The organism is Acinetobacter sp. LipI_19, assembly GCF_058242925.1.
In genome coordinates this window covers 2,165,011-2,181,036 of record NZ_JBZAYK010000001.1, presented here as the reverse complement: position 1 = coordinate 2,181,036, position 16,026 = coordinate 2,165,011, and the positions used below count along the sequence as shown (strand labels likewise).

General features: G+C 36.7%; 19 protein-coding genes. 10 read left to right on the top strand and 9 right to left on the bottom strand.

All coding sequences use genetic code 11. The features are described 5' to 3' along the window. Positions 1–7 precede the first annotated feature (7 nt). The 8 genes from AC4CVF_RS10840 (at position 8) to AC4CVF_RS10805 (ending at position 6,376) form a co-directional block, all read left to right on the top strand. Positions 8–598 (top strand): lipocalin family protein, encoded by a 591-nt coding sequence (locus AC4CVF_RS10840; RefSeq protein WP_336953240.1) that lies wholly within the window; start codon positions 8–10, stop codon positions 596–598. A 145-nt stretch (positions 599–743) separates the two neighbouring features. Further along, on the top strand, positions 744–1,673 hold the full coding sequence (gene rarD, locus AC4CVF_RS10835; protein WP_483771077.1) for an EamA family transporter RarD: 930 nt from the start codon (positions 744–746) through the stop codon (positions 1,671–1,673). 360 nt (positions 1,674–2,033) lie between these two features. Further along, entirely contained in the window at positions 2,034–3,491 is a 1,458-nt protein-coding gene (locus AC4CVF_RS10830) for a glyceraldehyde-3-phosphate dehydrogenase (RefSeq protein ID WP_336953237.1), read from the top strand. A gap of 168 nt (positions 3,492–3,659) precedes the next feature. Further along, positions 3,660–3,875 carry a hypothetical protein gene (locus AC4CVF_RS10825; RefSeq protein ID WP_490789435.1) on the top strand — a complete coding sequence of 72 codons (216 nt, stop codon included), beginning with the start codon at positions 3,660–3,662 and terminating at the stop codon, positions 3,873–3,875. Between the two features lie 33 nt (positions 3,876–3,908). Beyond that, the gene (locus tag AC4CVF_RS10820) at positions 3,909–4,088 is read left to right on the top strand and encodes a hypothetical protein (RefSeq protein ID WP_336953234.1); all 180 of its coding nucleotides are present in this window, start codon (positions 3,909–3,911) and stop codon (positions 4,086–4,088) included. A gap of 268 nt (positions 4,089–4,356) precedes the next feature. Further along, on the top strand, positions 4,357–4,818 hold the full coding sequence (locus tag AC4CVF_RS10815) for a hypothetical protein (protein ID WP_336953233.1): 462 nt from the start codon (positions 4,357–4,359) through the stop codon (positions 4,816–4,818). Between the two features lie 130 nt (positions 4,819–4,948). Next, positions 4,949–5,683 carry an MFS transporter gene (locus AC4CVF_RS10810; protein ID WP_336953232.1) on the top strand — a complete coding sequence of 245 codons (735 nt, stop codon included), beginning with the start codon at positions 4,949–4,951 and terminating at the stop codon, positions 5,681–5,683. 12 nt (positions 5,684–5,695) lie between these two features. After that, complete coding sequence (locus tag AC4CVF_RS10805; protein ID WP_336953231.1) at positions 5,696–6,376, top strand: hypothetical protein; 681 nt, start codon at positions 5,696–5,698, stop codon at positions 6,374–6,376. A gap of 60 nt (positions 6,377–6,436) precedes the next feature. Here the strand turns inward: AC4CVF_RS10805 and AC4CVF_RS10800 are convergent, their stop codons facing one another. Continuing rightward, on the bottom strand, positions 6,437–7,288 hold the full coding sequence (locus tag AC4CVF_RS10800) for an SDR family oxidoreductase (RefSeq protein ID WP_490789434.1): 852 nt from the start codon (positions 7,286–7,288) through the stop codon (positions 6,437–6,439). A 126-nt stretch (positions 7,289–7,414) separates the two neighbouring features. Between AC4CVF_RS10800 and AC4CVF_RS10795 the strand changes: the two genes are divergently transcribed. Next, positions 7,415–7,789, top strand: a complete 375-nt coding sequence (locus AC4CVF_RS10795; protein ID WP_004721299.1) for a winged helix-turn-helix transcriptional regulator — start codon at positions 7,415–7,417, stop codon at positions 7,787–7,789. A gap of 71 nt (positions 7,790–7,860) precedes the next feature. Here the strand turns inward: AC4CVF_RS10795 and AC4CVF_RS10790 are convergent, their stop codons facing one another. The 5 genes from AC4CVF_RS10790 to AC4CVF_RS10770 all read right to left on the bottom strand — a co-directional run bounded on the left by AC4CVF_RS10790 (position 7,861) and on the right by AC4CVF_RS10770 (position 12,438). After that, the gene (locus tag AC4CVF_RS10790; RefSeq protein WP_490789433.1) at positions 7,861–8,502 is read right to left on the bottom strand and encodes a DUF2238 domain-containing protein; all 642 of its coding nucleotides are present in this window, start codon (positions 8,500–8,502) and stop codon (positions 7,861–7,863) included. Positions 8,503–8,604: 102 nt separating this feature from the next. Beyond that, positions 8,605–9,993, bottom strand: coding sequence for an adenylosuccinate lyase (gene purB / locus AC4CVF_RS10785; protein ID WP_336953225.1), 1,389 nt, complete (start codon positions 9,991–9,993; stop codon positions 8,605–8,607). A gap of 56 nt (positions 9,994–10,049) precedes the next feature. Then, positions 10,050–10,781: a high frequency lysogenization protein HflD gene (hflD, locus tag AC4CVF_RS10780; protein ID WP_336953223.1), complete on the bottom strand. Its 732-nt coding sequence runs from the start codon at positions 10,779–10,781 to the stop codon at positions 10,050–10,052. A gap of 30 nt (positions 10,782–10,811) precedes the next feature. Beyond that, positions 10,812–11,948, bottom strand: a complete 1,137-nt coding sequence (mnmA, locus tag AC4CVF_RS10775) for a tRNA 2-thiouridine(34) synthase MnmA (protein ID WP_419328283.1) — start codon at positions 11,946–11,948, stop codon at positions 10,812–10,814. 4 nt (positions 11,949–11,952) lie between these two features. Continuing rightward, complete coding sequence (locus AC4CVF_RS10770; protein WP_419328284.1) at positions 11,953–12,438, bottom strand: NUDIX hydrolase; 486 nt, start codon at positions 12,436–12,438, stop codon at positions 11,953–11,955. Positions 12,439–13,044: 606 nt separating this feature from the next. On the opposite strand from AC4CVF_RS10770, the gene AC4CVF_RS10765 reads away from it, so the two are divergent. Further along, positions 13,045–13,527 (top strand): hypothetical protein, encoded by a 483-nt coding sequence (locus AC4CVF_RS10765; protein WP_004820707.1) that lies wholly within the window; start codon positions 13,045–13,047, stop codon positions 13,525–13,527. A gap of 127 nt (positions 13,528–13,654) precedes the next feature. Here AC4CVF_RS10765 and AC4CVF_RS10760 read toward each other — a convergent pair whose 3' ends face one another. The 3 genes from AC4CVF_RS10760 to AC4CVF_RS10750 all read right to left on the bottom strand — a co-directional run bounded on the left by AC4CVF_RS10760 (position 13,655) and on the right by AC4CVF_RS10750 (position 15,996). Then, positions 13,655–14,197 (bottom strand): gamma carbonic anhydrase family protein, encoded by a 543-nt coding sequence (locus tag AC4CVF_RS10760; protein WP_490789432.1) that lies wholly within the window; start codon positions 14,195–14,197, stop codon positions 13,655–13,657. A 134-nt stretch (positions 14,198–14,331) separates the two neighbouring features. After that, complete coding sequence (dacC, locus tag AC4CVF_RS10755; RefSeq protein WP_336953213.1) at positions 14,332–15,480, bottom strand: D-alanyl-D-alanine carboxypeptidase PBP5/6; 1,149 nt, start codon at positions 15,478–15,480, stop codon at positions 14,332–14,334. Positions 15,481–15,621: 141 nt separating this feature from the next. Then, positions 15,622–15,996: an MCR_0457 family protein gene (locus AC4CVF_RS10750; RefSeq protein WP_336953211.1), complete on the bottom strand. Its 375-nt coding sequence runs from the start codon at positions 15,994–15,996 to the stop codon at positions 15,622–15,624. Positions 15,997–16,026 lie beyond the last annotated feature (30 nt).

Here is a 16,026-nt window from a genome sequence, read left to right as displayed (position 1 = left end):
GTATAAAGTGCAATCATTTAAAATATTACCCAAATTATATGACTTCAAAAAATTAATAATCGTGTTGGGGGTGGTTTTTTCGAGCTTTTTATATCCAAAAGCCTATGCTGAAAATTCGACTTTAGCAGCGATTCCAAAATTGGAATTGGGTCAATATTTAGGATTATGGTATGAAATTGCCCGTAAACCAATGTATTTTCAAAAAGACTGTAAGTCAGATGTCACTGCACGTTATACCGTAAATGAATATGGTAATGTTGCAGTAGATAATCGATGCGTCGATCAAAATGGACAAGAATTGCGTTCACTGGGTGAAGCATTTATCAGTAATGAGCCTTTTAATTCAAAATTTAAAGTGAGTTTTATTCCAGAAGCGGTTCGTTGGATGCCTGTGGGCCGTGGTGATTATTGGATTTTAAAAATTGATTCACACTATCAAATGGCTTTGGTCGGAGAACCTAAACGAAAATATTTGTGGTTACTGTCTAGAGATCCTCATCCAGATGAAGCAAAGGTGATTGAATTTCTCCGCTATGCGCAGACGGTAGGTTTTAACTTAAAAGATCTGATTCGAACCAAACAGAATACGCAAGAATAAAATAGAAAATTTAAGTTGATATATTTTAAATATTAAAGTAGTTGTAAATCCTTAATTTTGAAAATAATTGAGAATTCAAATTAATTTTGGGTGAAGGTGTTTATAATGCCTAAGAGTTTATTTGAAAATCATGGTGAGGCCACAGATGTTTAAGGGCGTCGTATTGTCTGTATTGGCATCTGTAACGTTTGGGGTCTTATATTTTTATACCAAATTGTTGGGCGATCTAGATAGTCAGCAAACCTTTGGTTGGCGGATTATTGCGACTTTACCGTTCCTTACTTTATTCATGCTATGGAGTGGTGATTTTGTTCATGTTAAAGCGATTTATTATCGAATCCTCAAACAACCTGCTTTATTACTTTTATTAATCATTACATCTATTTTGACCTGTTTCCAATTATGGCTTTTCTTGTGGGGCCCAATGAATGGGCGGGGATTACAAGTTTCACTTGGGTATTTTCTATTACCCTTGGTCCTTGTACTCGCAGGTAGTTTATTTTATAAAGAGAAATTATCAAAATTCCAAATGGTTGCCGTTGCTTTTGCTGTGCTTGGTGTAGGGCATGAATTATGGCGTTTGGGTAGTATTGCATGGGAAACACTAAGTGTTGCATTAGGTTACTCTCTTTATTTCTTGATTCGAAAAACCATCAAAACCGATAATTTAGGTGGCTTTTGGTGGGATATTTTAATTTGTATTCCTATTGCAATTTATTTCACCCAAACTGGATTAGAAGCATATAGTCAATTTGCTAACTCACCCGTTTTAATTCTTGTGGTTGCAGGGCTTGGAGTTTTGAGTGCAATTGGTCTAGGTAGCTATATTTTAGCCAGTCGTTATTTGCCGATGGTTTTGTTTGGGTTATTAAGTTATTTAGAACCTGTTTTGTTGGCGCTAGCCTCGTTGGCGTTGGGAGAGTCTATTTCTGCAGATGAATGGTTTACCTATATTCCAATTTGGTGTGCTGTGAGTATTTTGGTATTAGAGGGGATTTGGCATATCTATCAACAAAACAATAAACGGAAAAATTTAGTATTGAATATTGAAAAATTGGACGAAAGAATCCGTTAGTTAAAACAAAGATCGATAATAGTTGGATTGTCATTTAGAATCGTGACTTTAACAAGATCTAACTCATTAGATGTGTGATAGCTTTACTATTAACAGCAGGTTAAGTGTAGCAATTTGGAATTTAAAGATCTAACATGATCTTTATTTTTCTTCTTACTCTAATAAAGTCAATATCACGACTAAAATCCACATAGAACTGAAATATTATTTAAAGATCAAGGCATAATTTAAAATAAAATACCCAGTATGACAAAATTCTATAAAAATGTATCACGATTTGATTTCAACTAAATGAGAATTACATTACAATTGTGGGGTTTAAAATCCATGTCTAGATATACATAAATAGAGGACGTATCTGTGAGCAAAGACACTATCATCGCCCTACATGCAGAGCACCAAGGTCGCTGGAAAAACCGTGAAGAAATTGCGGAACGTATGATTGCATTAATCGGTCAATTATACCGTGAAAAAAACATTGTGACTTCTGTGTACGGTCGTTCTTTAGTGAACCGTTCAGTAATTCAAATCCTTAAAGCACACCGTCGTACACGTATGATGGATGTTGAGCTTTCTGTTGTACATACTTTCCCTATTTTAGAAGCTTTAGCGAAATTAGATAATATCGGTTCTGCTGAAGTTGATTTAGGTAAACTTGCAGTTGAATATAAAGAAAAGGGTGGCGATATTGATGCATTTGTTGCTCAAGCTGTTCAATCTTTAGAAGGTCGTCCCGCACAAGTTGAGCCTAAAGATGTTGTTCTTTATGGTTTTGGTCGTATTGGTCGTATTTTAGCGCGTCTGATCATTAGCCAATCAGGTCTTGGTCGTGGTTTAAGCCTTAAAGCGATCGTTGTACGTAAATCATCTGATGGTGATTTAGAAAAACGTGCTTCATTGTTACGTCGTGATTCAATTCATGGTCCATTTGCAGGAACGATTTCTGTGGATGAAGAAAATGAAGCAATCATTGCAAATGGTAACTTTATCAAAGTGATCTATGCATCTAGTCCTGCTGAAGTTGATTACACAGCTTATGGTATCGACAATGCATTAGTGATTGATAATACTGGTAAATGGCGTGATATCGATGGTTTATCTCAGCATCTTAAATGCCCTGGCGTAAGTCGTGTTGTACTTACAGCACCTGGTAAAGGTGATATGAAGAATGTGGTGTTTGGTGTTAACCAAGCGGACATCATTGATTCAGACAAAATCATTTCTGCTGCAAGCTGTACTACTAACGCAATCACACCAGTTTTAAAAGTGTTAGAAGACAAATACAAAGTGATCAATGGTCATGTGGAAACTGTTCACTCATTTACTAATGACCAGAACTTGATTGACAACTATCACAAAGCAGATCGCCGTGGCCGTGCTGCAACACTGAATATGGTTATTACAGAAACAGGTGCTGCAAAAGCTGTTGCGAAAGCATTACCTCAGTTACAAGGTAAATTAACAGGTAATTCAGTACGTGTTCCAACACCAAACGTTTCACTTGCTATTCTTAACTTAACACTTGAGAAAGAAGTAGATCGTGAAGAAGTGAACGAATATATTCGTCAAATCTCGATCAACTCTAACCTTCAAGGTCAAATTGGCTATACTAACTCTACAGAAGTTGTATCGTCTGACTTTATTGGTTCGCGTACAGCGGGTGTATTTGACGCACAAGCAACAATTACTTCTGGTAACCGTTTAACAGCTTACGTTTGGTACGATAACGAAGTTGGTTATAGCTGCCAAGTATTGCGTATTGCTGAACAAGTATGTGGTGTAAGCTATCCAAAAGTACCAGCTGAAACAAATGCATAATTTCTAAGAGTCGTCGAAAAGGAGCTTCAAATGGAGCTCCTTTTTTTATATTATAAAGTTATGGTTCTATTTAAGTTTTAATTTATGATTCTAATTAAAACTTAGAGAATATTAAAAATAAAGAAAAAATTATCAATTTTTGCTTTAAGTTTGCTGAATTTATCAACAATGATTCACGCAACTCCGCATACAAGTCTTGATTTAACTCCTATATTGCAGGATCGTTTTGAACAAAATTGTGCGATTGGTCAACAATTCGATTTTTATACTCATGATGAGATGCAGGTAATTTTAATGAATCAGGTAGTTAAGGATGAAGTAGAAGAGCAAGCGGCTTACGTCAGCAAAAATTTTAGTTTAAAAATACGACTTACAGGGGATTAGTCGTAAATAAAATTGAATTTTGATGGGGGCGGTTTGACTTTGAGTGAGACGTTGTACTTTGATCTTCCAATGGCTTCAGCCAAACAGCAATTTAATAAGATTAAAAGCAATATACAGCAACCAACTAAAGCTGCAAATTTTGTGATGGCTGGAAAGGGCAAGAGTGATGCAATTGCTATCTGTTTATGGTCTGATAAAAATGGACTTCAATAGTGTTATTGTGAATTAAGTTTTGGGATGATTTCTAAAAGTGATGAAACTTTTTACTATCACATAGAAATAGGTGTATGAAAAGCAAGTTTGCAATGCCACATTTAAAGTTTAAATTGCTTTGCTTAGGTGATGCCTTACGATAGAAAGACCATCTATGGTTTCATCATTATTTAAAACGATACAAGTATTAAATGCTCATTTTTGACTAACGCAAGAAGTCTAATAAAAGCTATTTTATATAAAGTAATTTGCAACAAAGGAAAATCACATGAAGAAAAAGATATTACTGAGCATGATGTTACTGCTAACGGGAGCTACACATGCCAAATCCTTAGAACTACGTCCTTTATTAAAAGATCGCTTCGAACAAAACTGTGCAATTCGGCAGCAATACGATTTTCATAATGAAAATTCAGAACTGATTGCACCACTTGAACACTATACGATTGATGTAAAATATGTGGATAAACAGGTTTATGACTCAACCACGTATAAATTAAAAAATGTCACTTATGCTGGCATTCCTATTCGCAAAATAGAATTTAGTTTTGGTCGTCCCGCGCAACAATACAATCAATATTTATATTTTGATCTGAGTGCTACAACAGCAAAGCAGCGATTTAAAACTCTAAAATTCAATCAAAATCATGAAAAAGGCGATGTGAGTGTTGAGTATAAAAATAATACAGCAATTGTGCAGTGCTATTGGTTAGCTGATTTTTCGAAATAATCCGTAGATTAGATATCAATTGTTTAATAATTAAACAAAATTCTTCGACTTTTATACATAAAAACGCATATTAATTCACATAAGTATTTAAAATAAAAAATAATTAAGGATAAAAATTAAGGACAGGATTTTGCAGTTGAAGCAAGTTATGGCGGGAGTTGCCTTTATTCTTATTGCTACGGTGTGTGGTGTATTGATTGCAATCTGGGTATTTAAACATTTTAATATTTATATTCCACTTGAAAATCAAGCTGTACGTATCGATTTAAAAGAACCTTTACAAGCCAAAGTACAAATTCATGACGCATTAGATGTGGATGTCAAAGGAAAAGTGAAAGCTGAAATTCCTATTCATGAAAAGCTAAACTTACCGATTACACAAACCTTAACCCCACATGTGTATTTTGATAATGAAGTCCCTATTCAAACCACAATTCCTGTGAATGAAGTGATCAAAATCAATCAGGATATGCCGATTGATACCAAGGTTAAAGTCACTGTGTTAGGTAAAGATATTACTTTACCATTAAAAGGGAACATCCCGATTCATATGGATGTGCCGATTAATTTACAAGTGCCACTCAACCAAAATATTCATTTAAAGTTTGATGCCCCAGTAAAGGTGTTACTTAAAGAAAATTTACATGTGCCACTTGATGCGACATTAAAAACCAATATTCCAATTCAGGGCCACCTCAATGTTCCAATTAAATCAGCACTTCAAGCAACAGTAGATGTTCAAAATACATTACCGGTAAAAATTGAAAAAGGGCAACTTAAAATTCCGCTCAATAGTTTAAGGCTATCACGCCGCGATCATCCGCCAGTAAAACCACAACAACCACAGTCCGAAGCTTTAAAATAGGGTGGTATGGAAATGTGGATCTTTAAATCTATACGAAATTTGTTGTTCACTTTTATGAGCGTCGTATTGCTCATTGCGCTGTGCGTTTGGTTGTATTTGAATATTCATGCCTCAATGCAGGTTTCTGCGCAAAGGGCACAAATTCAATTGTCGGAATCTTTACCGACAAAAATCCATGTGGGGAATTATTTACAAACACATGCACAAGGTGCTTTAGATACTGAGTTGACGATTGACCGTGAGTTGGCTTTACCTTTAAAAGGCAAATATTTGGCTAATTTAAGTTTTGTTGTAACAACGCCGATTGAGGTTGAGCTTGATTATGAGACTGATATTCAGATTGAAACGCTAATGCCATTAGAAACAACCACGGATTTGGTTTATCAAAATAAACTACTGCCTCAATTTCCTTTAAAAGTGGATATTCCGATTAAACTTTCGGTGCCATTTAAGTTAAAACGACGTTATCAAGTTCCAATCAAAATTATGTTTGATGGACCTGTTTATTTAGATTTTGATGAAGTGATTCATTTGTATGTGAAGCATAAACTTAAGCCAATACTGAATATTAATGATCCAATGACGATGAGAAAAATTGCGGTGTTCCGTGCAACCATGTACAACACAGAAAGACAGTCCCTAGCAGATCTGGAGATGAATATCGATTTTCCTATCAAAAATATTCATCCTTAATTGCTCAGTATAGCATGGGCTTAAATTTTGTATTAAGCCCATGCTTATCTTTAAAAATGCCTAAAATAAAGCTCTAACCTGATCCTGAATATGCGTTGTTTTACGACCAATTAAATGTTCCAAGTCTTTACTTTCACTATACATTGCACCATTTACAGTCTGTACATCTGCGTCAACAATAACCGCTACTAGTGCATGGGGTAACCCTGCCGTAAGAAGTGACTGAGTATAATCTTCCGAGCTGATATCTTGATACTGTACAGTTTGACCTGATGCCAAAGTGATATAAGAGGCTAAATCTGCAAGGGTAAAATGATTTGAACCTGCAAGCTCATAAGTTTTATTTTCATGATCTGAGGAAGTAAGGACTTTAGCAGCAGCTTCGGCATAATCTAAACGAGAAGCTGAACTGATTTTTCCATTTTGAGCGCTGCCGTAAAGTGTTCCGGTTTCTGCCGTATGTTTAACGTTACCAAGATAATTTTCGCTATACCAATTGTTGCGTAAAAATGTATATTTCAAACCACTTTGCAGAATGAGAGCTTCTGTTTCACGATGTTCTTGCGCTAAACCTAGTGGATTATCTGTTGCATTGAGTAAGCTGGTATAGGCAATGTATTCAACTTTGGCTGCGACAGCTGCCTCTATAACTGCTTTATGCTGAGGAGTTCGACGGCCAATTTCATTGGCTGAAATTAAAAGTAATTTATCTATGTGGTTTAATGCAGGTATCAATGTTTTAGGTTGATCATAGTTAAATAGACGAACTTCGATCCCTTGTTGTTTAAGTGACTGTGCTTTATCTAGATTTCGAACCAGCGCTACAATATTTTCAGCTGCTGTATGTTGAAGTAAGGCTTGGATCACCAATTGTCCAAGTTGACCCGTTGCACCTGTAATTGCGATTTTCATAATTTCACCTTTAAATATGGTTTAAGTTGGATGTTTTTTAAACTTGATGTTATTATCATAATCATTAAACTTACTATATGTAAGTACGTACCTAAAAGTAAGCTAATTACTGTGTAGAGAGAATTTATGAGCATCTATGCTTCAAGTGATTTAATTGGTCAAGTTTTATCCAGTCAGTGCCCATCTAGAGAAATATTGGAGCATTTAACCAGCAAATGGTCTGTATTGGTTTTACGTTGCTTAAATGATGGCGTACAACGTTTTAGCGAACTGCGTAATCGAATTGAGGGAATCAGCGAAAAAATGCTTGCACAGACATTAAAAGTGCTCGAGCAAGATGGCTTTATATTGAGAACGGTTTATCCTGAGGTACCACCGAAAGTAGAGTATCAATTGACGATTTTAGGTGCACAAGCGGCTGAAAAATTAAACTATTTGATTGGTTGGATTGAGCGCAGTTTGCCCGATATCTTAGAGAATAAACAAAGATTGCAAAAGTAAAATTCAGTTGATTTTATACTCACCAAGAAGTTGATCGCTAAGTGAGTATATTGGAAGGGAGAAAAGCCTTATTATTGAGGATGATTCCCTTTTGCCGCAGCTTTTAAAGCGACTAATCCTGTCATGATTGCACCAATGGTGGCTAAGAACATATCCTTATGCGCATCCCATATATCACCTTGTTGTCCATTATAGTTTTCAGCTTCTTCTGGAGATAGGCCAATGGCAATCCACCATTCAATCCATTCATAAAATAAACTGGTTGCCATAACAAATTGAATGACTAATAAAAATAAGGTTTTAGGCTTTAAGTTTGGTAACCACACTTGGAAAATTCGGTAGAAAAATGGGTAAAGAAATAAGCCATAGAATAAGTGTACAAAGCGGTCAAACATGTTACGTGTCCACCCCACTGCTTGATTGAGATCAAAGTTTAAGTATTTGATTGACCAATCATTATAAGGCACATAAGAATAAAGATAATGTGCAGCAATGACATGAATCACCAAGAAGAGGATGTACAATAAAAATGATGAAAATGTCAGCCCTATTTTCTTTAGACAGAAAAATAGAACAATCAGCATGAGTAAGGTGCCAATCTGATGCAGCATGTAAGATGGGTATTCTAAGGGATTGATACTGGCAAGAATGATTGCGATTGCAAGCAAAGCAAGAACAAGCCAATGTTTTTTTGTTAAGGCATGATAAATCATTATGGTATTTTCTAAAAATTATTACTGCGCATTGTAATCAAAATGCAAAAAAATGCGAAGCATCGGCTTCGCATTTTTTAGGTCTTTTAGATGATTAAAAGCTTAGATTTTAGCAATCAAATCTTTAATTTTTTTGGCTTGATCCGCAGCATTACCTGTGTAAGTAGCAGGAGTCATTTCAGCCAAACGTGCACGATCAGCAGCAGGTACAGCTTCAAGCTCAGTACCATTGACAAAATCAACCATCATGTCACGTGTCATCGCTTGACCACGAGTCAATGCTTTTAATTTTTCATATGGTTTTTCAACTGCATAACGACGCATTACAGTTTGAATTGGTTCAGCCAATACTTCTTGTGCATGATCCAGGTCTTCAAGAATACGTGTCGCATTAAGTTCAAGTTTTCCAATACCTTTTGAACATGCTTCAAAAGCAATTAAACTTTGTGCCAAGCCAACACCCATGTTACGTAATACGGTAGAGTCCGTGAGGTCACGTTGCCAACGGGAAATTGGCAATTTTTCACCTAAGTGCGCTAATACTGCATTTGCAATGCCCAAGTTACCTTCTGAGTTTTCAAAATCAATCGGATTGACTTTGTGTGGCATTGTCGAAGAACCGACTTCACCTTCTTTTAGACGTTGTTTAAAGAAGCCTAAAGAGATATAGCCCCAAACATCACGGTTAAAGTCGATTAAAATTGTATTAAAACGACGTAGAGCATCGAACAATTCAGCGATGTAATCGTGTGGTTCGATCTGAGTTGTATAAGGGTTGAAGGTTAAACCGAGTGATTCAACAAATGCTTGCGAGTGAGCAGGCCAGTTGATTTCAGGATAAGCAGAGTAGTGTGCGTTGTAGTTACCCACTGCACCATTAATTTTGCCCAATAATTCAACTTGTTTAAACTGTTTGATTTGACGTGCTAAACGATATGCAACATTGGCCATTTCTTTACCCAAAGTCGTTGGGCTAGCAGTTTGGCCATGGGTACGTGATAGCATCGGTTGTTCAGCATGTGTTTCAGATAAAGCCACAATAGAATCAACAATTTGTTGCATAGCAACAACTAATACTTCACGACCACTTTTCAACATTAAAGCGTGAGAAAGGTTGTTGATGTCTTCTGAAGTGCATGCGAAGTGAATAAATTCACCTGCATTTTTAAGCTCATCAATATGTGCAATTTTTTCTTTTAAGAAATATTCAACCGCTTTTACATCATGGTTAGTGGTACGCTCAATCTCTTTAATACGGTTAGCATCATCTTCAGAAAATTGAGTAACAATCGCATCTAAAGCAGTATTGGTTGCAACAGAAAAAGCGGGCACTTCTGTAATTTCAGGACGATTTGCAAGCGCTTGTAACCAACGCACTTCAACAGTCACACGAGCATGGATGAGACCAAACTCAGAGAGGTAAGGGCGTAATGCATCGCATTTGCTTGCATAGCGTCCGTCTAGTGGAGAAAGGGCGGTTAAAGCGTTCATAAAGATTCCTTAAATTTTGGAATTAGAGCGAATGGCGTAACCCGAACAGTATCAAATTAAACAACCTGATATTGTAATCGAGCCAGATCTTGAATATCTTGAAGAAGTTTGCGTTTGCTAAAGATCATATTCCATGAACTACCACCTAATTGACGCCATAGGTGTGCCATTTGTAAGCCTGTGAATAAACTGGCGCGGATACGATTGGTATGGGCAGAATCTTTAAAGGCCTCTGCATTGCCGCGAACTAGAATTCGAGGATTAATTTGACCAGCAGTGTCGACATAGGTTTGTGCTAAATTGGCAATGATACTTGGATGTAAATAGTTATTATCAAAAAAAGACAGCTGTTTTAATATTTTTTGTTGAGATTGTTCAATAATTTCAACAAATTTTGAATTGCTATAGACTTTTTTTTCCAAGGCCAATAACGACATTGCATAAGTCATTGGTAGTTTTGCATTGGCAATTTTAGGAATTCTAGATTTCGGTGATGTCGAGAAAGGTTGTGTAATACTACTTTCTAAAGCTTTTAAACCTAAAGAAATGTCTGCCAATTGATTGAAAAAATCTAAAGTTTGACCGGATAGATTGGCAGAAGGACGAATATTGAGGCTAGCTTTGATGAGCTGTTCAAAATAGAAATTACCACTTTCACCAATACTTTGACGTCCTGACATTGCAGTCATATGCGTCAGCTGTGTTGCTTGAAACACAGCTGCTAACGCCAAAGCTCGATTTTGGCGTTGATTCAAAGTCTGAGGCTGTTGAAAGGGCAACTCAACCATGCCTAAATTCCTTTAAATAATTTTTAATCATTACTCAATAAAATCTGGTTTTGGTGCGTTGGTATGATGAATCACACCACCACCTAAACATACTTCATCGACATAGAAAACAACACTTTGTCCCGGAGTAACGGCACGCTGTGCTTCATCAAATTCGACACGAACACCATTCGGAGTGTTTGTATCTTTATAAATTGTACATGCTTGATCAGGCTGACGGTAACGAGTTTTTGCCGTGCATCGGAAACCAGTGTCTGGAATTGCTTGTTCACCCGCAACCCAGTCAATAGTTTCAGACCATAAAATGGTACTCTGCATCAGTGGATGTTCATGACCTTGCCCAACTACAAGACGATTAGATTCAATGTCTTTATGTAGAACAAACCAAGCACCTTCTTCAGCACCTTTGAGACCGCCTAAACCAATACCACCACGCTGACCGAGCGTATAGTACATTAAGCCGTGATGATCACCAACCTCTTTTCCAGTATCTAAGACAATTTTTCCAGGTTGTGCCGGTAAATATTGTTTTAAGAAGTCATTAAAACGGCGCTCACCAATAAAGCAGATTCCTGTTGAATCTTTTTTCTTGGCAGTGGCTAAACCCAATTCTTCCGCAATTTTACGTACTTGTGGTTTTTCGATTTCACCAACAGGGAACAAGGTCTTATTGATTTCACGACCATGGACTGCGTGAAGAAAATAGGTTTGGTCTTTGTTATTGTCTACACCACGCAATAAAGGCGCATATTGATCACCTTTTGAATTTGTGGTTGTTTCACCACGACGACAATAATGTCCAGTTGCAATAAAATCAGCGCCTAAATTGACAGCATGATCTAAGAATGCACGGAATTTAATTTCTTTATTACACAGAATATCTGGGTTTGGTGTACGCCCAGCGGCATATTCTGCTAAGAAATGTTCAAATACGCGATCCCAATATTCCATTGCAAAATTTGCAGTATGGAGTTTGATCCCAATTTTGTCACACACCGCTTGTGCGTCAGCAAGGTCATCCATTGCGGTACAATATTCCGTGCCATCATCTTCTTCCCAGTTTTTCATGAAAAGCCCTTCAACTTGATATCCTTGTTGAAGTAAAAGTGCAGCAGAAACAGATGAATCTACACCACCCGACATACCGACGATGACACGTTGTTGCATAGGATTAGGCATCCAAATTTGAAATTAAAGGAGAGTTTTGGTGCTCATAGATGAGCGAAAGTGGGTATTTTTGCCCAGAAAGTGCATCTTGTACAGCTTTAATGACCAAAGGACTTCTTGCGCGAGCAGATTCAAGCAGTTCTTCAAGCGTCATCCATTGTGGTCCAATGATATCTGTATCCAGCTGTGCGTCTGGAAAGTATTCAGTCACATGCGCTAAAAAGCAAAATCTAAAATAAGTGCGGTCTGGAAACATGGGTGGGGTATAGGTATAGATCCCCAGTAATGAATTGATTTCTACTGCATATCCTGTCTCTTCCATGGTTTCACGTAACGCTGCTTGAATAATAGTTTCACCATATTCAACATGCCCAGCGGGTTGATTGAACACAGTATGGCTTACACCTTCGGTATATTCTTCTACAAAAAGAAATTTTCCATCTTTTTCTACAACTGTCGCAACAGTAACGTGGGGTGTCCAAGCGGTCATGACCAGCACCAAGGGAGATAAAGCATTATTCTACAAAATTTAGCACGTGGTGGCTATGTTCATGCGGATTTTCTTTGATCATCCTAAGCGGACATGTATCCATAATATGCTTAAAATACTTCTGGGCAAGTTTGCTTATCTTGCATTTGGAGCTGAAATCTCAGCGCTTTAACTGATTAATCTATTATTTTATACCAACTTGTTGTAGGTCAGAATGTTTCACATAAAAATTACTATATAAACTGATGTATTTGGCTCTATCGATCTAACTCAATAGACCGCTGGAATATTCATGTGTAGATGTGTTAAGTGTAATACGCAATATGTCTGTATGATTATTCGACTTAATACCGAACACAGAATTAGATACATTCGCTATTTACGGGTGTACCCCACTAAAACATAAAAGACTTTATTTGTTTGAATCTACTGTATCGTCGAATGTTTTTTGGATAGAATTATAAGACATTGACTATAAAAGATAGTCAAATCAAAAAGCTTGAATTGGGGCTTGATCAAGCAACGTTTTATACAGGTAAAGCCAGTTCTTGTTTTAAGATCGCTTAGCCATTCCAATTCTTGGGCATACAATAGGATTTAAAAAGTATGATAAAGAAATTATTATGTATACCTTTAGGTGTATTACTGATCACTGGGTGTGCTTCAAATCCTAATGATGCCACTTCAAATGTAGGTACACAGGGATTATTAATTTGCCAGCCAAGTGAACTTTGTCCAATTGTCACTGTGGTGTGGAATGAGACACATAAAGACTTTTTAAAGGTGAAACTCAGCTTAAATAGCGCCTATACCAAATATAATATTGAAAAAGTTGTATTTAGTGATGGTGCAAAAAGTCACTCATTTAATGTGATTGGGCCAACTGAAATTGATTTTGCATTTAAAGCAAATCGTTCTCGTAACAGTGTGCTTATTCCAGTCAACCTAATGGGGGACTTCAAAGGCTCGCAAAATATCTTTATGGAAATACATACAGATCAAGGTGTGATTACCCGCTATATCTTAAAAGACAATGTCAAAGCACCCGTATTTGAAGAATTAACCAAATACTACAAAGTCTCTGAATAGCGGTTTGATCCAAAATGTAATGCCTAATTCCACTGTAGTTTAGTGGAATTAGATTTACTTGAGCAACATGTATTCAAATAAAAAATACGCTTTTAAGCATGCTTAGATATTTGCTTTAATCCTATGATTAATCGTGTGTCTCTAAATGATGATTCGCCACTTTGACATAATGTCTTGCTGAATAAGGTAGAAATTCTTTTTCTTTATCGGTTAAAGGGCGAACTTTTTGTACAGGGCTTCCTACATAGAGGTAACCACTTTCCAAGCGCTTTCTTGGTGGAACTAGAGAGCCTGCACCAATCATGACATCATCTTCAATTACCACATCATCAAGAACAATGGTATTAATTCCAACTAAAACACGGTTGCCAATGGTACAACCATGTAAAGTGACATGGTGCCCGATCGTCACATCTTCCCCAATTACTAAAGGTGAACCATTGGGTTTAGCATCATTTTTATGACTAACATGTAACATGCAATGGTCTTGTACATTAGAATAACGCCCAATTTTAATGTGATTAACATCAGCACGAATCACCGCAAAAGGCCAAACAGATACATTTTCCGCCAAAGTTACTTCACCGATTACAACCGAGAGATCATCGATATAACAGCTTGAATCAATTTTAGGATGATGGTCTAAATACGAACGAATATTTTTTTTCATGTTGGCTTCCATGTCAAAAGCAAAATTTAACCAATGTGTTTTTACCGAGTATAAATTAAAAAGGCATCCAAATCTGTGATCAGGATGCCTGTGCTTTAGTCTAATAAACTCAATATTAGGTTTAAGCAAATAATTTAGAACAAGTTGCTAAAGAACATTTTGATATGATCGATCAAGCGAGAGAAGAAGCCTGCTTCTTCTACAGCTTTTAACGCCACTAATGGTTTTTCAGCAATGACTTTACCGTCTAAAGTTGCAGTAAGTTTACCTACAACCTGACCTTGTTTTAATGGTGCATTTAAGTTGGGTTGAACAGTAACTTGAGTTTTAATGGCATTAGCCTGACCTTTAGGCATCGTCACATTGAAGTTTTCAGCTAAACCAATTTGTACGTCACTTTCTTTACCAAAATAAACCTTTGCTTTAGCAAGAACTTGATTTGCAGGTTGCACACTGACAGTTTCAAAGTTTGAGTAACCCCATGCTAATAATGAACGTGTTTGACTCGCACGTTCATTCATAGACGGCGCACCAAAAATCACAGAAATCAAACGCATTGGACCACGTTTTGAGGAGGTAGTTAAGCAATAACCCGCTTCATCTGTATGACCTGTTTTTAAGCCATCAACACTTGGGTCAGTATAAAGTAAGGCATTACGATTACCTTGTTTGATGCCGTTAAAAGTAAATTCTTTTTCCGAATAAATAGGATAATATTTTGAACTGTCATGAATGATATGTTTAGCAAGTACCGCCATATCTTTTGCGGTTGAGTAATGACCTTCAGCAGGCATACCTGTTGCATTGATAAAATGCGTATTGACCATGCCCACACGTTTGGCTTCTTGGTTCATCGCATAAGCAAATGAACCCTCATTACCGGAAATATGTTCAGCCATAGCTTTAGATGCATCATTACCTGACTGGATAATAATGCCTCGTAACATTTCTAAAACTGTTGCAGTACCATTTAAAGGTACGTACATACAAGATTCAGTACTGCTACCACGGCACCATGCAGACTCATTCATGCGAACTTTTTCACTTTCGGTCAGTTCACCTTTAAGAAGTTTTTGCTCAATGATGTAACTCGTCATCATTTTAGTCATCGAAGCAGGTGCTAATTTTTCATTTTCATTCTTCGATGCAAGAATTTGACCTGTCTCATAGTCCATTAAGACATACGATTTATTATTTAATTCTGGCGGAGTTGTTAAGACGGTTGCTGCATAAGAAAATGAAGGTAAAAGTAATAATGCAGCAATGGCGCTTTTTCGAGTCATTCTAGGTCGTTCCAATCGTTATATGAGCACAAACAGGCTAGCATTTTAGGGCAAAGCAAAGCCGACTTCTACAAGGAAAGTCGGCTTATTTCTTACTTATTGTAACTAATTCAATATTTGTTGAATATATCGTACAAATCGTTATGACTGATAGTGACTAATGTCATTACAAATCGCTGTATTTTCAGCATCACCTGCTTTTTTTGCATCACTTTTTGCTTCTTTTAACGCTCTTTGGAAATCCTTTTGCTTGGTAAGTGATTTTAAGGTTGCTTTAGGATCTTTGTCATTTGGCATATAGTCTTTAAGCAGATGATCAAAACCTTTGTTAAACGCAGCATCTGTTTTAATTAGACTCGGGCAGATATCCGACAATACATAAATTGCAGCCAATTCTTCTTTAGATACTTGTTGCTGAGTAACTTCGATTTTGTCAGATGCGGCAAAAGCATGTGTCATAAATAAACTACTTGCTGATACAAGGCTTAATGTCAGCATTTTTAACGTCATACGCATAAATAACCTAATCAATTTTTAATTTGAGAA